This is a genomic window from Nakamurella aerolata (assembly GCF_013002705.1).
Lineage (GTDB): Bacteria > Actinomycetota > Actinomycetes > Mycobacteriales > Nakamurellaceae > Nakamurella > Nakamurella aerolata.
The window spans coordinates 63,031-78,457 of the sequence record NZ_JABEND010000003.1 but is presented as its reverse complement, the minus strand read 5'-3'; the positions used below and the strand labels follow the sequence as shown (position 1 = coordinate 78,457).

Here is a 15,427-nt window from a genome sequence, read left to right as displayed (position 1 = left end):
AACCGCCGGCCCCACGGCACCGGCCACAATGATGCGGTGGCGCAGCGCATCGACATCGACGACCCGGCCGATCCGCGGCTTGCCGACTTCCGCGACCTCAAGCGCGCGGACCGGCGGCCGGATCGGCCGGGCGGCAAGGGTTTGGTGATCGCCGAGGGCACCGTTGTGGTGCGCCGGATGATCGCCTCGCCGTACCCGATGCGGGCGCTGCTCGGCGTCGCCCGGCGCTACCACGAGCTGGCTGACGACCTCGCGCACCTCGACGTCCCGTTCTTTGTCGCCGACGCCGAGGTGATGGCCGCGGCCGTCGGTTTCCACCTCAACCGCGGGGTGCTGGCCACCGCCGACCGGGCGCCGCAGCCGGACGCCGCTGGGCTGCTGGCAGCAGCGCGCAGCGTCGCGGTGCTTGAAGGCGTCGGCGACCACGAGAACCTCGGCAGCATCTTCCGCAACGCCGCCGCGCTCGGGGTGGACGGGGTGCTGCTCGCCGCCGGCTGCGCCGACCCGCTCTACCGGCGCAGCGTTCGGGTCTCGATGGGCCACGTGCTCGCCGTGCCGTTCGCCACCCTGCCCTGGCTGGACGACGGAGTGGACCTGTTGCACGCCAACGGGTTCCGCATTGCCGCGCTGACGCCGCGCGCCGATGCCGTCCCGCTGGGGAGCGCCGGGCTGGCCGCCGGCAAGACCGCGATACTGCTCGGCTCCGAGGGGCCAGGGCTGACGGACGCCGCCATTGCCGCCGCCGACCTCGCCGTCCGCATCCCGATGTCCCGCGACGTCGACTCCCTCAACGTCGCCACCGCCGCCGCCATCGCCTTCGCATCGCTCGCTTGAGTCGGCGCTCGTTCGAGTTGGCGCTCGTTTGAGTTGGTGCGGCGCCGCCTCCGGGATGAGGCGCGCCGCTAGGCTTCGCACCGCCTGCCCGGCTGCGCTGCGCTCGCTCGGGCCGCCGCCGCTGCAGAGACGCGGCCGCGCCCCACCCCTGCGGCTGCGCCCCTCGCAGCTCCCCCTCGTTCGGGCAGGTCACATGTGTCGTTCGGCCGACACGCCTCGCCGAACATCCACTGCCCGAGGAGCCCGTCAGCAGTGCCACGCTCCGGTGGTCAGGCAGCAGTGCCCGACCCAAGGGCGCCGACGCAGGGGTGAGGCGCCCCGCGATTCTGCAGCGGCAGCTGGCCGGCGAGCGCGCGAGCCGGACAGGTGCGGCGAAGCCCAGCGGGGCGGCTGCACACCGGAGTCGGCGCCCACCACTCCCAGCACCGGCCGGAGCCGAAGAAGTGGCAGGCTGCAAGGGTGACGAACCTTCCGAAGGGACCTCATCCTGAAGCGCAGAGCCATCGCGAGGTGCGGGTGAGGCGCACCGGTGCCGGGCGGTTCCGCGCCACCAATGCGCGTGGCGGCACCATCGAGATCGGCTCGGGGCACGACGACGATTTCACCCCGGTGGAGTTGCTGCTGGCCGCGGTGGCCGGCTGCTCGGGCATCGACGTCGACATTCTCACCAGCCGGCGCGCCGAGCCCCAGACCTTCGACATGGTGGTCGGCGCCGAGAAGATCCGCGACGAGGGTGGCAACCGGCTGCAGGACGTCACCCTGAGCTTCTCGGTGACCTTTCCCGAGGGCGAGGCCGGCGACGCCGCCCGGGAGGTGCTGCCCGACGCGGTGCGCCGCTCGCACGAGCGGCTGTGCACGGTCAGCCGCACGGTGGAGCTGCCGACCTCGGTCACCAGCTCGATCGCCGACGCGGCCGACCGGTAGCCGAGCGCCGCCGGATCGTCAGCCCGGTGCCGGAGTTGAGGTGTCGTCGAGCACCTCGCGGAGTTGCGCCATGGTGTCCGGCACCAGATCGGGTCGACGGTCAAGGGCCCAGCGCACCAGGTCAACGTGCTGCAGCAGCCGGTAGCTGACCAGGGTGTCCCACTCGGCGATCAGGTCGACACCGGCGGCCTCGGCGAACCGTCCGAGCTGTCGCCAGCTGGTGACGCCTTCGCGGCGCCGGTCGCGGTCGACCTGGTAGAGGTCGCGCCAGGGGACGGGCCCGAAAGCGGCGCTGCCCCAATCGATCAGCGTCGGCGCGGCATCGCCGGCCAGCGACGGGTCGGGCAACATCAGATTGCGGAGCGCGAGATCGCCGTGGCTCAGGCCGAACCGCGGCGGCAACGCCCGCAGCACCTCGATCCGGTCGGCGACCTGGCGCTGCTCGGCGGTGCTGAGCGCCCCGATCCGCAGCAGCCGGTCGTCGGCGTCGAGCTGATCGAGGTTGTAGTCAAGGTGCGCGGTCCAGGCTGTCGGCAGGTCGGCACCGAAGCGGGAGAACAGCACGTCGGGGGCCCCCTCCGCCGGCTGGATCCGGCCGATGCGCAGGCAGTACTCGCCCAGCGTCGTCCACAGCTCGTCGTGGCGGTGCGGTGCGTCCAGGGCGGGTGTTCCGGCGACGAAACGCTGTGCGCTGAACGGACGATCGTCCAGCGTGCCGACGTGCGTCACCGCGGGGGTGGCGATGCCGAGCGATCTGGCCTGCCGGGCCGACCACTGTTCTGCCGCGAAGACGTCCGCCGAGCGCAGGTCCTTCGGCGCCCGGATCACCCACCGATCGGCGCCGGTCCCCACCACGACGACGACGTTGACGCCGCCGGCGTCGGTGAGCGGCCGCGGCGTCCCCTCCGGCAGGCCGAGCTCGGCCGCTACCCGGCGCAGCCATGCGGCCGACACACTCGATGATGGCGAGGACGACATGGGCTCAGGTTCCCAGACGCCGCGCAGGCTCGGCACGCTGCGGGTCGGTCGCCCCGCGGCAGGCGTGCGCAATGACGTGCGATGACCAGCCGCGCCGGTGGTGTCAGACTGGAGCGGTGACCGACCGATCGACGCCAGCAAGCTGGCCGGAGACGCCGCTGTCTGTGGTGCCCGATCTGCCGGCCGCGCCGTCCGACCACGATGGGTCCGGCGGGGACGGCGGCGACCATCGGCGGCGGGAATGGCGCTGGGTCGAGCAGTCCCGGCGTGAGCAGGCGCCGACGCCGTGGGGCCAGGGTCTGGTGCTCGCGGCCTTCATCGGCATCATCGTCGCGCTGGCAATCGTGGTGCTCAGCTCCGGCCTGTCCAATCGCGGTCAGGGCTGGCTGGCGGTGATCGTCAATCTGGTGATCGCCGCCGGGATGGCACCCGCGTTGTGGTTGTCCCGCGGCATTCCGGTGCTGCGGTTTCTGGCCGGCGGGGCCGGTGTCGGCATTCTGATCGGCTGGTTCATGGTGCTGGCCGGCTGAGGCTGCCGCGGTCACCCACCATCGCCAGGCCCCAGCGACCGCCCGAGCTGCTCAGCGGAAAGATGTGCGGCTCGACACCAGTTTGCGCAGGTCGGCCTGGGCAAACGCGATTCGACACGCCGATTTTTCGCCTGTTGCGGCGCCACTGCCCTGGTGGCGCCACCACGGTGCCGACGCCACCAAGTCGGCGGCACCGTGCCAGGCAACCTGCACCGTCCGGTGAAATCCCAGTGAGCTCAGCGCTGGCTGATCGCGTTGCGCCACAAGGTGTACAGCTGGTCGGCGACGTTCGGCGCGGCGAGCAGAATGCCGCCGTCATCTGGGCCGGTGGTGGCGTTGCCCTGCTCGTCCAGGCAGACCGCGCCGGCCTCGACGCCGATCAGCACCGCGGCGATGTTGTCGATGGGGGACCAGCTGGCGATGGTCGCGCCGGCGGCCCGCCCGGCGCCCACCTGCAGCAGGGTCAGCGCCGACGAGCCCATGATGCGGCAGGTGCAGGCCACATCGGCCAGCGATTGCATCATCGGGAAAAGCCCGTGCCACGGTTGGTGCGCCAGCAGCTCGGTGGTGAAAACGGTGCCGCCCAACGAGTCTGTGGTCAGCGCGTGCACCGGCTTCGGTTCGCCCGTCACGGCATGGTCGGCGTCGAGCAGATAGCGGTGCGCGCCCTGCCCGCGCACCGCAAGCAGAATCTCCCGGCGGGTGGGATGCGCCACCGCCCCGATCAGCGGACCGGACGCGTCGGCGGCCGCCAGCGAGAATGAGCTCCAGCCAAGGTCATTGGCGTAGTTGGTGGTGCCGTCCACCGGATCGCAGTACCACACGACGCGGGCATCAGCGGCGCCGGACGAGCCGTCCTCCTCGCCGATGAAGTGCTGGTCGGGAAAGGCGTCGAGCACGGCGGCGCGGACCGAGCGTTCGATGCCGGTGTCCAGCTCGGTGACCAGGTCGGCCGCGTGAGCCTTGGTGGTCACGGTCTCGGCGCGGTGGGTGGCGATCCGCCTGGCCGCGTCGGCGGACAGCGCCAGCAGCAGTTCGGTGGCCTGCGCCGGATCCCACCGAGCGGGATCCGCTGTGGTTCCAGTGGTTCCGCTGGGTCCGGTGGTACCGGCGGTGCTCATCGGGGCTCGCTTCCATGCGGTTGGCGGTGCGGAGGGACAAGGGGCAGTGGCCGTGTCATCGTGCCGGATGGGCTGGGCCACAGGGGGCTTGGCGGCGGGACTCGGGGACGGGGCTCGGCGACTGGGGCTCGGGGCGGGGGCTCGGTGACTGGGTTAGGTGATGGGTTCGGTGGCTGCCGGGACGGCTGCTGCCACCTGCACCAGGTCGGCAATGCGGTTGCTGGTGATGGCGTCGGCGCCCTGGGCATAGGCCGCGGCCATGTCGCGGGGATGGTCAACGGTCCAGACCGAGACGCGCAACCCGCGGGCGTGCATCCGGTCGGCGAGATCGGCGTGCAGCAACCGGTAATGCGGGTTGAAGAACTCCGGTGCGCGCTCGGCCAGCAGTTCTTCGGTGGGTTCTTCCAGTTGGTACCAACTCAGCGCGATCCTGGCCGATGCGCTGTGCGCCCGCAGCGCCTTGGTCTGACCGGCGAACAGCGCGCCGTCCAACGCGCCCAGCTTCCGGATGGCCTCGTGCGCCACCGGCCCGGCGGCCTCCCGCGGCAGGTCCACCATCAGCTGTGCGCCGGCGCCGTCGGCCAGCTCCACCACCTCGGCAAGGTCGGGGATCCGTTGCCCGGCAACGGAAGGCAGCTTGCGAACCTGCGCCCTGGTCAGCTCTTCGATCGGCTCCTCGCGGCCCCAGATCCGCTCAAGGGTGTCGTCGTGCAGCAGCATCGGGGCGCCGTCGGCGGTCAACCGGACGTCGATCTCCACCATGTCGGCACCGGCGGCGATGGCGGCCTGGACCGCTTCGACGGTGTTCTCCACCGGCCCGCCGGCCGCCGGATCGCCCCAGGCGCCGCGGTGGGCGATGGTGCGGACGCTCACTGCTGCACCAACACGCCGTCGGCGTACACCAGCGCGTCGGTGGCCCGCACCCCGACCGCCTGCTCGGCCTCCGGTTCGGTGTCGGTGAACGAGCGCAGCGTTGTGCCGTGGCACTGCAGCAGCACCTCGCGGTAGTGCCCGCGCGGGATCACCCGCAGCACAACGGCTCTGGTGCTTCCGGGCGCCCCCTCCGGCTCGATCACCAGATCTTCCGGACGGATCCACACCGCGTCTCCGGCGTCACCCGACATCCGCTCGCACGGCAGCACGGTACCGTCGGCCAACGGCACCCCGCCGTCCCGCGGGGCGACGTCAAGGGTGTTCATGCTCCCGACGAAACCGGCGACAAAGCTGGTGCGCGGCAACCGGTACAGCTCGGCCGGGACGTCCAGCTGCTCGATCTTGCCGTTGTTCATCACCGCGACGCGGTCGGCGATGGACAGCGCCTCCTCCTGGTCGTGGGTGACGAACACGGTGGTGATGCCCAGCCGCTGCTGGATCTCCCTGATGGTCTCGCGGACCGAGACCCGCAGCTTGGCGTCAAGGTTGGACAGCGGCTCGTCCATCAGCAGCACCTCCGGCTCCAGCACCAGCGCCCGCGCCAGCGCAACGCGCTGCTGCTCGCCGCCGGAGATGCGCGCCGGCATGGAATCGCGGTGGTGGGTCAGGCTGAGCAGATCGAGGGCCCAGTCAACCTTTTCCCGGATCGCCGCGGCGCTGAGCTTGCGCACCTTGAGACCGAATCCGATGTTCTTGGCCACCGTCATGTGTGGCCACAGCGCATAGTTCTGGAACACCATCGCGGTGGGCCGATGCTCCGGCTTGGCGAAGGTGAAGTCTTTGCCGTTGATGGTCAGCCGGCCCTTGTCCGGCTGCAGGAAGCCGCCGATCATCCGCAGTGTGGTGGTCTTGCCACACCCGGACGGGCCGAGCAGGCACACCAGCTCACCCTTGGCCACCGTCAGGTCGAGGGTGTCGACGATGGTGCGGCCGCCGAGAATCTTGGAGATACGGCTCAGCCGCAAACCCTCTGCGCCGGCGGGAATCTCGGCGTTGCCGCCGGCGGTGGGCGCGACGTCCGCCTGGACCGCCCCGGGGGCAGCGCCGGACGGCCCGGACCCGGTGGCACCGGTGGACCCGGTGGACCCGGACCCGGTGGCGGGCGCCGCGGTTCGCGTGTTCGGCGCCGGCGACGGTGCCGCCGGCTGATCGGTGGACAACTCGGCACTGTCGGTGCCGGTGGGGCCGGTGCTCACTTGATTTGGAATCCTTCTGCCAGATGGCCGCCGAGAATGTACTTGCGCACCGCCAGCAACAACAGCACGCTGGGGATGGTCAACGCGATGGCGAACACCGCGGCGGCCTGCGCCGGGTAGTTCTCCACCAGGGTGTACATCATCGTGGGCATGGTCGAATAGCTGCCCGGTTTCACCAGGTAGGTGCCCTGGGCCTCGTCGAAGCAGGCCAAGAAGGCCAGGATCAGCGCCACCGCGATGCCGGGAATCGCCTGCCGCAACGTGATCGAGAAGAACGTCCGCAGCGGGCCGGCGCCGGCGTCCCGGGCCGCCTCCAGCAGGCTCGGTGGCACCGAGGCGAACGCCGCCGCCGGAATCCACACCATGGTGACGATGGTGCCGAGCAGCTGCACGATGACGATCGCGGTGCCGGTGTTCATCAGGTTCATCGCGTAGAACAGCGTCGCGATCGAGGTGTACAGACCCATCTTCGGGAAGGCGTTGGTGGCGAACAATCCGATCAGCACCACCCGGCGTCCCGGGAACTTGGTGCGCCCCAACGCGTATGCCGCCGGCAGACAGATCGCGGCCGACACCGCGGTGGCGATCAGCGCGAACTGCAGCGACCGCCAGAACGACTCGACCAGCTCGGGCTGGTCCAGCACGGTCTTCCACCAGTCCAGCGTCCAGCTCTGCGGCAGCAGCCGAGGGGCGGTCCACTGGTCGGAGAAGGCGGCCAGCGCCAGCCAGATCAGCGGCCCGACGATGAACAGCACCAGCACCGCGGAAGCCAACGCGCCCAAGACTTTCCACAACATCCGCCGGCGCCGCTCCGCGGGGGTGAGCTGGCGGGTGTCGTCGGCCAGCTCACCGTCGGTGTCGACAGTGGCCGGGCCCGAGGGGATTCCGGCGCTGACGGTGGTCATCAGTTCATCACCGCCGACGAGCGGGCCTGCCTGGCCTGCGCCCAGACGTAGCCCCAGCCGATCAGGATGGCCATCAGGAACAGCACCACCGCCATGGCCTGGGCGTCCTGCGGCAGACCGTAGGCGTTGTAGGTGGTCACCATCTGCACGCCAAGCATCGTGGGGCTGGTGGCTCCGATCATGAACGGGACGGTGAACGAGCCGAGCACGCCGACGCCGGTGAACGTCGCGACGATCACCGTCGGCACCGTCGCCATCGGCACCATCACCGACCAGACCGCCCGCGCCATCGAGGCGCCGGCATCGCGGGCGGCGTGGATCAGCGCATCAGGCACCGCCGCCACTCCGGAGGAGATCAGCAGCACCGCGAACGGCAGCGATGTCCAGATCTGCCCAATGATCACACCGGAGGTGTGGTAGCTCAGCGGATCCATCTGCACGCCGAGCAGTTGCCACACGCTGCCCCAGAATCCGGAGCCGAGGTAGAAGTTGCGGATCGCGTAGGCGCCGATCACCACCGGGATGAACATCGGCACCACTGCGATGCCGGTGAGGATCCGGCTCCAACGGCTGCCGGAAAGCCTGGCGTACAAGGCGATTCCCCAGGCCAGCACGGTGACGACCACGACCGTCACCACCGTCACGGTGATGGTGATCCAGAAGCCCTTGAGGAACAGCGGGTCGTCGAAGATCTTGGCGAAGACGTCGAGCGTCGGGGCACCGTTGTTGCGCAGCACCGAGTTCGACAGCATGGTGGCCATCTCGTTCGGGCCGCCGGTGTACCCCAGCGCATAGGCGATGCCGGTAACCACCGGGATGCCGACGAACACCAGCACCACCAGCACCGGCGGCGAGACCATCAGGGCGCTGAAACCGATGCGGCGGAGTCTGCGCGCTCCGGTGCCGGCGCCGTTGCGGCCACCGGCGCCGTCGCCGGCCGACCCGGACGGGCCCGCCGGCGACGGCGAAGTGTCTTGCGAGGTAAGGACTGTCATCAGCCGGCGACGGCCTGGGCCCACTGCTTCTGCAGGTCGGAGTTGGTCTTGGACTCGAACCCTGGCCGCAGGTTCTGGGTCTCAACACCATCGAAGGCGCCCTGCGCCGAAGCCGGCAGATCCGCATTCGGGATGGCCGGGAAGCCGGCAATGGTGGTGACGATGGTGGCCTGCTGCTCCGGCTGCAGCAGCCAGTTGACGAACGCCGCGGCCGACGCCTTGTGCTTGGTGCCCTTGATGACGGCCATGTAGGCCGCACCACCGGTGAACGACGGATTGGAGATCTGGGTGACCTTCACCGTCTCCGGAAGCTGCTTGTTCTTCTGCGCGGACAAGAACATGTCGGACCACACCGGTGCCAGCTGGATCTCACCCTTGGCGAGCAGGTCGAGCACCGCCTGGTTCCCGTTCGGGTTGGTCTTCTGGTACAGCGAGCCCTGCAGATCTTTCAGGATGTCGAGGCCAGGCTTGAAGTTCGATTCCAGCGAAGGGTCGTAGTCGGTCTGCATCTTGCTCAGCACGTCAGGGGCGATCTTGGACGCCACCACCGTGCCCATGAAGGAGTCGCCGCTGCCGCCGGTGGACGGGCTGTTGTAGGTGAACTTGCCGGGGTTCGCCTTGATCCAGGCGAGCAGCTCGTCAAGGGTCTTCGGCGGGTTCTGGATCTTGGTGGAGTCGTAGGCCAACAGCACCGACGAGCCGCGGAACGGCACCGCCGCGCCCTTCACGGCGTCCAGCGCGGTCTTGGAGACCTTGCTCAGCGCAGGCACATCGGAGGCGGTGAGCACCTCGGTGAGCCCGGCCTTCGCGGCCTGGTTGGAGAAGTTGTCGGTGAGGTCGACCGGCACGTCCTTGCCGGTCTTGATGGCCGCCGCCACCTTCGACACATCGAGGTTCGCGTTCTGCGAGTGGGTGTCGAAGTTGAAGGTGATCTTGACGTTCGGGCAGGCCTTCGACCAGGCCGGCAGCAGCGTCTTCTGCCACAGATCCTGGATGTTGACGTCGCCGCCGGAGGCAAAGGTGAAGGTGTCCTCGCCGGCCGGGCAGCTGAAACCGGTGGCGCCGGCGGCGCCGGAGCCGGCGGCCGAACCAGCGGCCGCACCCGAGCCCGCCGCACCCGATCCGGCAGCCGCCGCACCCGAGCCCGCGGCCCCGGAACCCGCTGCTGCCGCGCCGGAACCGGCCGCACCGGCGCCGGCTGCGGCACCGCCGTCGGTGGCGGTGCTGGAGGTGCTGGTGGTTCCGCTGGAAACCTCGGTGGAGCTGCCGCACGCGGTGAGCAGCATGGCCACGGCCGTGGTGGCCGCCGCGGCGACGACCGCGCCTCGGGTGGAGCGGGCGGATCGGGTGGATCGGTGGGACCGGCTGCCGTTCAAGGCGATCTCCGTTTCGTGTGGGAATTCTTGGGGGCGGTGAGGAAGGGGGAGGAGCGGGGAAAGCATTGGGGGAAATCCTGGCGGGTACTCGAGGGGGCTTGGGTCGGCTGCCGCCGGCGCCGTGCCCCTGGACGGGGTCAGGCTCGGCTAGCGCCGCCGGGTCGCAGCGGGGGGAACCTGCCCGCGAGCGGCGTCGTCGCTGGGGCCCGGCGCGTGACGGCCGTCGGCAAGACTGCTGCCGCCAAGTGCCCGAAAAGCGGGAGCACGGTGACGAACAGGTGAACTGCGCGCCAACAGCTTCATTTCACACCCAATCGTCTGAGTTCGGACTGTGGACCGGCTGCATAGTCGCGGTTTTCACCGGCGCCGTCAAGAGCTGGGGCAGGGAGGGCGACGGGGCCGTCGCCGCCGGTCAGAGCTGGGAAACCGCTGTGTGACAGCGGATCAGGCCAGGTCGAGACGAGAATTCGATCGGTCGCGCGGAATGCTTACAATTTGGTCAAGAATCGAGCCGCGCGGTTTGCGTATTGCCAAAGTTCGAGTTTGTCAGTTAATCGAGATTCACCGCGGAAAGCGCGAACAATGGGCCGGCAGCAAAAGCCGCTCCGGACAATTGCGGCGCGGAATGCAGCCGCCGGTCGGTCAGACCAGCGACTGCTTCCACGCCTTGTGCAGCCCGGCGAAGTGGCCGCTGCCGCCGATCAGCTCGTCCGGCGAGCCGTCCTCCACGATGCGGCCGTGCTCCATCACCAGCACCCGGTCGGCGATCAACACGGTGGACAGCCGGTGCGCGATGATCACCGCGGTACGTCCGGCCAGCACCGACTGCAGCGCATGCTGCACCGCGCGCTCGGACGGGATGTCCAGCGACGCGGTCGCCTCGTCCAGGATCAGCACGGCAGGGTCGGCAAGGAAAGCTCTGGCGAACGCCACCAGCTGCCGCTGACCGGCCGACAGCCGGCCGCCGCGCTTGCGCACGTCGGTGTCGAAGCCCTCCGGCAGCGAGCGGATGAACTCTCCGGCACCGATGGCGTCGGCCGCTGCTTCGATCTCGGCGCGGGTGGCGTCCGGCTTGCCGAGCGCGATGTTGTCCGCCACCGAGCCGCTGAACAGGAACGACTCCTGCGTCACCATCACAACGCCGCGGCGCAGGTCGGGAACCGTCAGCTGATCGAGGCTGATGCCGTCCAGGCTGACGGTGCCTTCGGTCGGGTCGTAGAACCGGGACAGCAACTTGGCCAAGGTCGACTTGCCGGCCCCGGTGGCGCCGACGACGGCCACGGTCTGCCCTGCCGGGATCTCCAGCTGAATGTCCGGCAGCACCTTGGCGTGCTCGTTGTACGCGAACTGCACATCGTCGAAGCGGACGTCGCCGTGCACCTTCGCCGGCAGCGCGGTCGGCTTGGCCGGTTCCGGGACGCTCGGCTGCTCTTCCAGCAGGCCGGAAATCTTTTCCAATGCAGCCGTTGCCGACTGCAGGCCGTTGTAGAAGTACGCCAGTTCCTCCAGCGGGTCGTACATCCGCCGGACGTACAGCGCGAACGCAGCGAGGGCGCCGATCTCGAAGGTGCCGTCGATGACGCGCATCGCGCCGAGCACCATCACCACGGCAAGGCTGATGTTGCCGATCAGCCGCAGCGCCGGGGTGAAGATCGCCAGCACGAACATGGAGTCGCGGGTGGCGTCCGAGTACTCCTTGTTCAGCGAACCGAAGATCTGCTTGTTCTTCGACTCGCGGCGGAACGCCTGCACCGCCCGCATCCCGTTCATGGTCTCGGCGAACTGGGTGATGGTGGCGGCGATGGCGGTGCGGGTACGCCGGTAGATCTTCTGCGATGCCCGCTGGTACCAACGGGTCAGGAAGGCGATCGGGATGAACGCCGCCAGCGCCACCAGCCCCAGCTTCCAGTCGTAGACGACCAGGGTCACCGAGACGACAAGGACGCTCAGTACCGAGTTGGCCAGGTTGTCGAGGCCCTCTGCGGCCAGATCGCGCAGCGTCTCAACGTCGGAGGAGAGCCGGGAAATTACCTTGCCCGAGGTGTACTTCTCGTGGAAGTCGACCGACAACCGCTGGGCATGACGGAACGTGCGCTGCCGCAGTTCCAGCAGCACCAGCTGGCTCAGTGTCGCCGTCAAGCGGGTGAACAGCGCCCTGGTGAGGGCGTTGATCACCCCGGCGCCGAGGTAGGCGATGGTGGTCAGCACCAGCGGCCCGCCGTCCCCCCGAATCAGCGCAGGGATGGCGGTGTCGATGCCGTAGGCGACAATCAGCGGCCCGGCCAGGTAGCTGCCCTGCGTCACCGCGGTGACCAGCAGCAGCACGAACATCCGGAACTTGTACGGGCGCAACAGGTCTGCCAGCAGTCGCCGGGACCGGGCCTGCAGGTGCACACCGGTGGCGACGGAGACCTCCTGGTCTTCGGCGGCGACGCCGCGCCAGGACTCGACCTTGGGTTCCAGCGCGGTATCGGACTCGGGGACCTGGTCTGGGCCCGGGGTGGTGGCCTGGACGCTCATCGCTCGGCTCCCTCCTGGCTGGTCGCGGTGCGGTGGCTGGTGCTGCTGGTGTCGGCGCTGGCGGTGCTGTCGGTGCGGTGGTTGCTGCCGGCGCGGTCGGGGTGGGTGCCGTCCGGTGTGTCGGACGCCAGCAGGTGGCGGTAGTCGGGGTTGCTGGCCATCAGCTCGGAGTGGGTGCCGACCGCCGTGATGCGGCCGCCGGACAGCAGCGCCACCCGGTCGGCCAGCATCACCGTTGACGCCCGGTGGGCGATCACCAGCGCGGTGGTGGAGCCGAGCACCGACCGCAGCGCGGCCTCCACCTGCGCCTCGGTGTGGATGTCCAGCGCGGACAGCGGGTCGTCCAGCACCAGCACCGACGGCCGCCCGACGACCGCCCTGGCCAGCGCCAACCGCTGCCGCTGGCCGCCGGACAGGCTCATGCCCTGCTCACCGATGCGGGTGTCGAGGCCCCACGGCAGGTCGAGCACAAAGTCGGCCTGGGCGACCGAAAGTGCTTGCTGCACATCGGCATCCGTCCCGCCCTCCATGCCCAGCAGGACGTTCTCGCGGACCGAGGCCGAGAACAGGATCGGCTCTTCGAACGCCATCGCGACCCGCTGCCGCAGGTCGGCAAGCTCGAACTCGCGCAGGTCGACGCCGTCCAGCGTGATCGACCCGCCGGTGACGTCGTACAGCCGGCTGACCAGCGCGGTCAGCGTGCTCTTGCCCGACCCGGTGGCGCCGACGACGGCGATGGTCTCGCCCGGCTGGATGTCGAGATCGACGTGGTCGAGCAGCGGCGGGGTGCCCGGCTTCGCGTCGGCGAAGGAGTAGGAGACGTCGTTGAAGGTGAGCCGGCCGGCGCGGCCCGGCGCCCGCTCCGGGCGGTCGGGGCTGGCGATGGTGACCGGCGCGTCCAGCACCTCGAAGTAACGATCGCTGGCGGCGGCGGTGTTGTTGGCCTCGGTGAGTAGCCAACCAATGGATTCGATCGGCCAGCGCATGCCCATCGCGATGGCGAAGAACGCGACAATGTCGCCCGGGGTCATCGCGCCGTCCGCGACCCGCTCGATGCCGAGCCACAGGCAGATGCCGAGTGCCAGCTCCGGCAGAATCACCACGACGGCCCACAGGTACGAGACCACCCTGGCCTTGTCCAGCTCGGTCTTGCGCAGCTGCAGCGCCTGATCGACAAACCGCCGGCCGATGTGCGCGCTGCGGCCGAACGCCTTGATGATCCTGATGCCGAGCACCGACTCCTCGACCGTTGTGGTGAGGTCGCCGGCCTGGTCCTGCGACAGCCGCGCCAGATCTTTGTACTGCCGCTCGAAGACCTGGCAAAGAATGATCAGCGGGATGCTCAGCCCCGCGACGATCAGCCCCAGCTGCCAGGAAATGCCGAGCAGCAGCACGACGCCGACCACGAACGTCGCGATGTTGACCACGAGGAAGACCCCGCCGAAGGCCACGAACCGCCGGATGATGCCGAGGTCCGACGCCGACCGCGAGATCAACTGTCCGGCCGGCCACAGGTCGTGGAAGGCCACCGGCAGCCGCTGCAGCTTCTCGTACAGGTCGTCGCGCATCCGCTGCTCGAACCGCACCGCAGGGGTGTTGATGACGATGCGGCGCAGGAAGAACAACACGGCTTCGCCGACGCCCAGGACGAGCAGCAGGGTGGCCGGCCACCAGATCGCCGACATGTCCCGATGTGCGATCGGGCCGTCGATGATCGCCCGGATCGCCATCGGGAACAGCAGACCGAACAGCGAGGCGCCGCCGGCCAGCAGACACGACAGAATCAGCCGCGGGAACATCGGCTTGACGTACGGCCACAGCCGGCCGAGCGAACTCAGCACCGAGCGGTGCGGTCGGTCCTTCTCGTCGAGCGGCCCGGAAATGACGGGGGTGTCCGGTGATTTCTGGTTCGTCGCATCAGCCGCTGGGGCGGTCGAAGAGATACTCACGATGGTGCCTGACGTTCCTGGTGTCGTGTGCTGACGTTGCTGATGCTCGAGGGTGGTGGGCTGCCGGCTGCCGGCTGCCGGCTGCTGGCTGCCGGACAGCGTGCGCCCGGTGCGGGTGGCCCGGTCAAGGTTAGAGCGGGCCACCGACAACCGGAAATCCTTTTCTGCTTGGGGTCCTGCTCGGCCTTCTGCTCGGCGTTAGTTGTTGTGGTCGACGTCCGTCTCCGGGTGTTGACCCCCTCCTAGGTTGAGGCTAGAAGCTCAACCGGACTTGAAGTCAACGTCGCCGCCGGTCTCCGGGCGTGAGGGATCCGCCTAGGCTTCGCTGGCTGACCGAGGTCGCTCCGCTCCCTCGGTCAGCTGGCGCTGCAGAGTGCGGCGGATCCTGCACGCCCTGCGCCCGGCTCTGCTCGGCGGACGCCGCCCGGTGTGAGCGAAGTGGTTTGCGGCTGCTTGCGAGAGTCGGAATTCAGCACCACCGACAGTCCCGGGCGGAAAGCGTCGGTGGAGAGCGCAGATCGGTCCGGGATTGGCAGTGGTGCTGAATCCTTGTTGGTGCAGCCGGTGCGGGAAGGGCGGTGGTGCCGGATCGTCGCTGGCGGAGTTCGGGTCAGTCGGGCAGCAGCCGGTCGGCGGGGACCGGGACCGGGAGGCGGTCCTGGTCGCCGATGTTGCCGTCGTAGCCGACGACCTTGCCGAACTCGTAGTTGCCCACCACGACCTCGTCGGCGCTGACCTCGATGATCCTGACCCGGCGCCGGGAACCGTCGCTACCGATCAGCAGCCACGGCTCGGCCAGGTAGGCGAGCCCGCGTTCTTCCAGCAGCGATTCCGCGTCGTCGTACTCGGTCGGCTCGCTCAGGGCGCGTCCGAAGAGGTCCATCGGCTCGAACCTGTCGCCGACGGGTCGTAGGTAGCCGAGCACCTCTTTGTCGCGGCCGCGCCGGTGCGCGATCCAGTCCTGCGGAATCATGCGCCCAGCCAAGCACGAACGGGATCCGGGGTCAGCTGCATTTCCTGCGAGCCGGATTCATCACCTGCTGCGTCAGTGGCGCGATAGCGGCCCTGCGGCCCGGACATCGGCCACTGTTGCAGCAGGTGATGAATCGTGCACCGACAAGCCGGACAGCCGAACCGCGGAACCGTGGGGCAGTCGAACCGCGGGG

At 69.4% G+C, this 15,427-nt stretch carries 13 protein-coding genes; 3 read left to right on the top strand and 10 right to left on the bottom strand.

Annotated elements, in window-relative coordinates:
- Positions 1–36 precede the first annotated feature (36 nt).
- Together HKD39_RS06495 and HKD39_RS19975 are read left to right on the top strand one after the other, a co-directional pair.
- On the top strand, positions 37–834 hold the full coding sequence (locus tag HKD39_RS06495) for a TrmH family RNA methyltransferase (protein ID WP_171199068.1): 798 nt from the start codon (positions 37–39) through the stop codon (positions 832–834).
- Between the two features lie 459 nt (positions 835–1,293).
- On the top strand, positions 1,294–1,758 hold the full coding sequence (locus tag HKD39_RS19975; RefSeq protein WP_171199067.1) for an OsmC family protein: 465 nt from the start codon (positions 1,294–1,296) through the stop codon (positions 1,756–1,758).
- Positions 1,759–1,776: 18 nt separating this feature from the next.
- Here the strand turns inward: HKD39_RS19975 and HKD39_RS06485 are convergent, their stop codons facing one another.
- A complete protein-coding gene (locus tag HKD39_RS06485) occupies positions 1,777–2,736 on the bottom strand; it encodes a phosphotransferase family protein (RefSeq protein WP_171199066.1) in 960 nt (319 codons plus the stop codon).
- A gap of 116 nt (positions 2,737–2,852) precedes the next feature.
- On the opposite strand from HKD39_RS06485, the gene HKD39_RS06480 reads away from it, so the two are divergent.
- Complete coding sequence (locus HKD39_RS06480; protein WP_171199065.1) at positions 2,853–3,266, top strand: DUF2537 domain-containing protein; 414 nt, start codon at positions 2,853–2,855, stop codon at positions 3,264–3,266.
- Between the two features lie 236 nt (positions 3,267–3,502).
- On the opposite strand, the gene HKD39_RS06475 is transcribed toward HKD39_RS06480, so the two are convergent.
- The 9 genes from HKD39_RS06475 to HKD39_RS06435 form a co-directional block, all read right to left on the bottom strand.
- Positions 3,503–4,387, bottom strand: coding sequence for an inositol monophosphatase family protein (locus HKD39_RS06475; protein WP_171199064.1), 885 nt, complete (start codon positions 4,385–4,387; stop codon positions 3,503–3,505).
- A 153-nt stretch (positions 4,388–4,540) separates the two neighbouring features.
- Positions 4,541–5,260 carry a glycerophosphodiester phosphodiesterase family protein gene (locus HKD39_RS06470; RefSeq protein ID WP_171199063.1) on the bottom strand — a complete coding sequence of 240 codons (720 nt, stop codon included), beginning with the start codon at positions 5,258–5,260 and terminating at the stop codon, positions 4,541–4,543.
- A complete protein-coding gene (locus tag HKD39_RS06465; RefSeq protein WP_212754130.1) occupies positions 5,257–6,516 on the bottom strand; it encodes an ABC transporter ATP-binding protein in 1,260 nt (419 codons plus the stop codon). Before HKD39_RS06465 ends, HKD39_RS06470 begins: the two co-directional genes overlap by 4 nt.
- Entirely contained in the window at positions 6,513–7,421 is a 909-nt protein-coding gene (locus HKD39_RS06460) for an ABC transporter permease (protein ID WP_212754128.1), read from the bottom strand. Before HKD39_RS06460 ends, HKD39_RS06465 begins: the two co-directional genes overlap by 4 nt.
- A complete protein-coding gene (locus HKD39_RS06455) occupies positions 7,421–8,416 on the bottom strand; it encodes an ABC transporter permease (protein WP_171199062.1) in 996 nt (331 codons plus the stop codon). Before HKD39_RS06455 ends, HKD39_RS06460 begins: the two co-directional genes overlap by 1 nt.
- Positions 8,416–9,792, bottom strand: coding sequence for an extracellular solute-binding protein (locus tag HKD39_RS06450; RefSeq protein ID WP_171199061.1), 1,377 nt, complete (start codon positions 9,790–9,792; stop codon positions 8,416–8,418). The genes HKD39_RS06455 and HKD39_RS06450 overlap by 1 nt, the downstream gene beginning before the upstream one ends.
- A 642-nt stretch (positions 9,793–10,434) precedes the next feature.
- Positions 10,435–12,312, bottom strand: coding sequence for an ABC transporter ATP-binding protein (locus tag HKD39_RS06445; RefSeq protein ID WP_171199060.1), 1,878 nt, complete (start codon positions 12,310–12,312; stop codon positions 10,435–10,437).
- On the bottom strand, positions 12,309–14,111 hold the full coding sequence (locus tag HKD39_RS06440; protein WP_171199417.1) for an ABC transporter ATP-binding protein: 1,803 nt from the start codon (positions 14,109–14,111) through the stop codon (positions 12,309–12,311). The genes HKD39_RS06445 and HKD39_RS06440 overlap by 4 nt, the downstream gene beginning before the upstream one ends.
- A gap of 760 nt (positions 14,112–14,871) precedes the next feature.
- Positions 14,872–15,234 (bottom strand): hypothetical protein, encoded by a 363-nt coding sequence (locus HKD39_RS06435; RefSeq protein ID WP_171199059.1) that lies wholly within the window; start codon positions 15,232–15,234, stop codon positions 14,872–14,874.
- Positions 15,235–15,427: the final 193 nt, after the last annotated feature.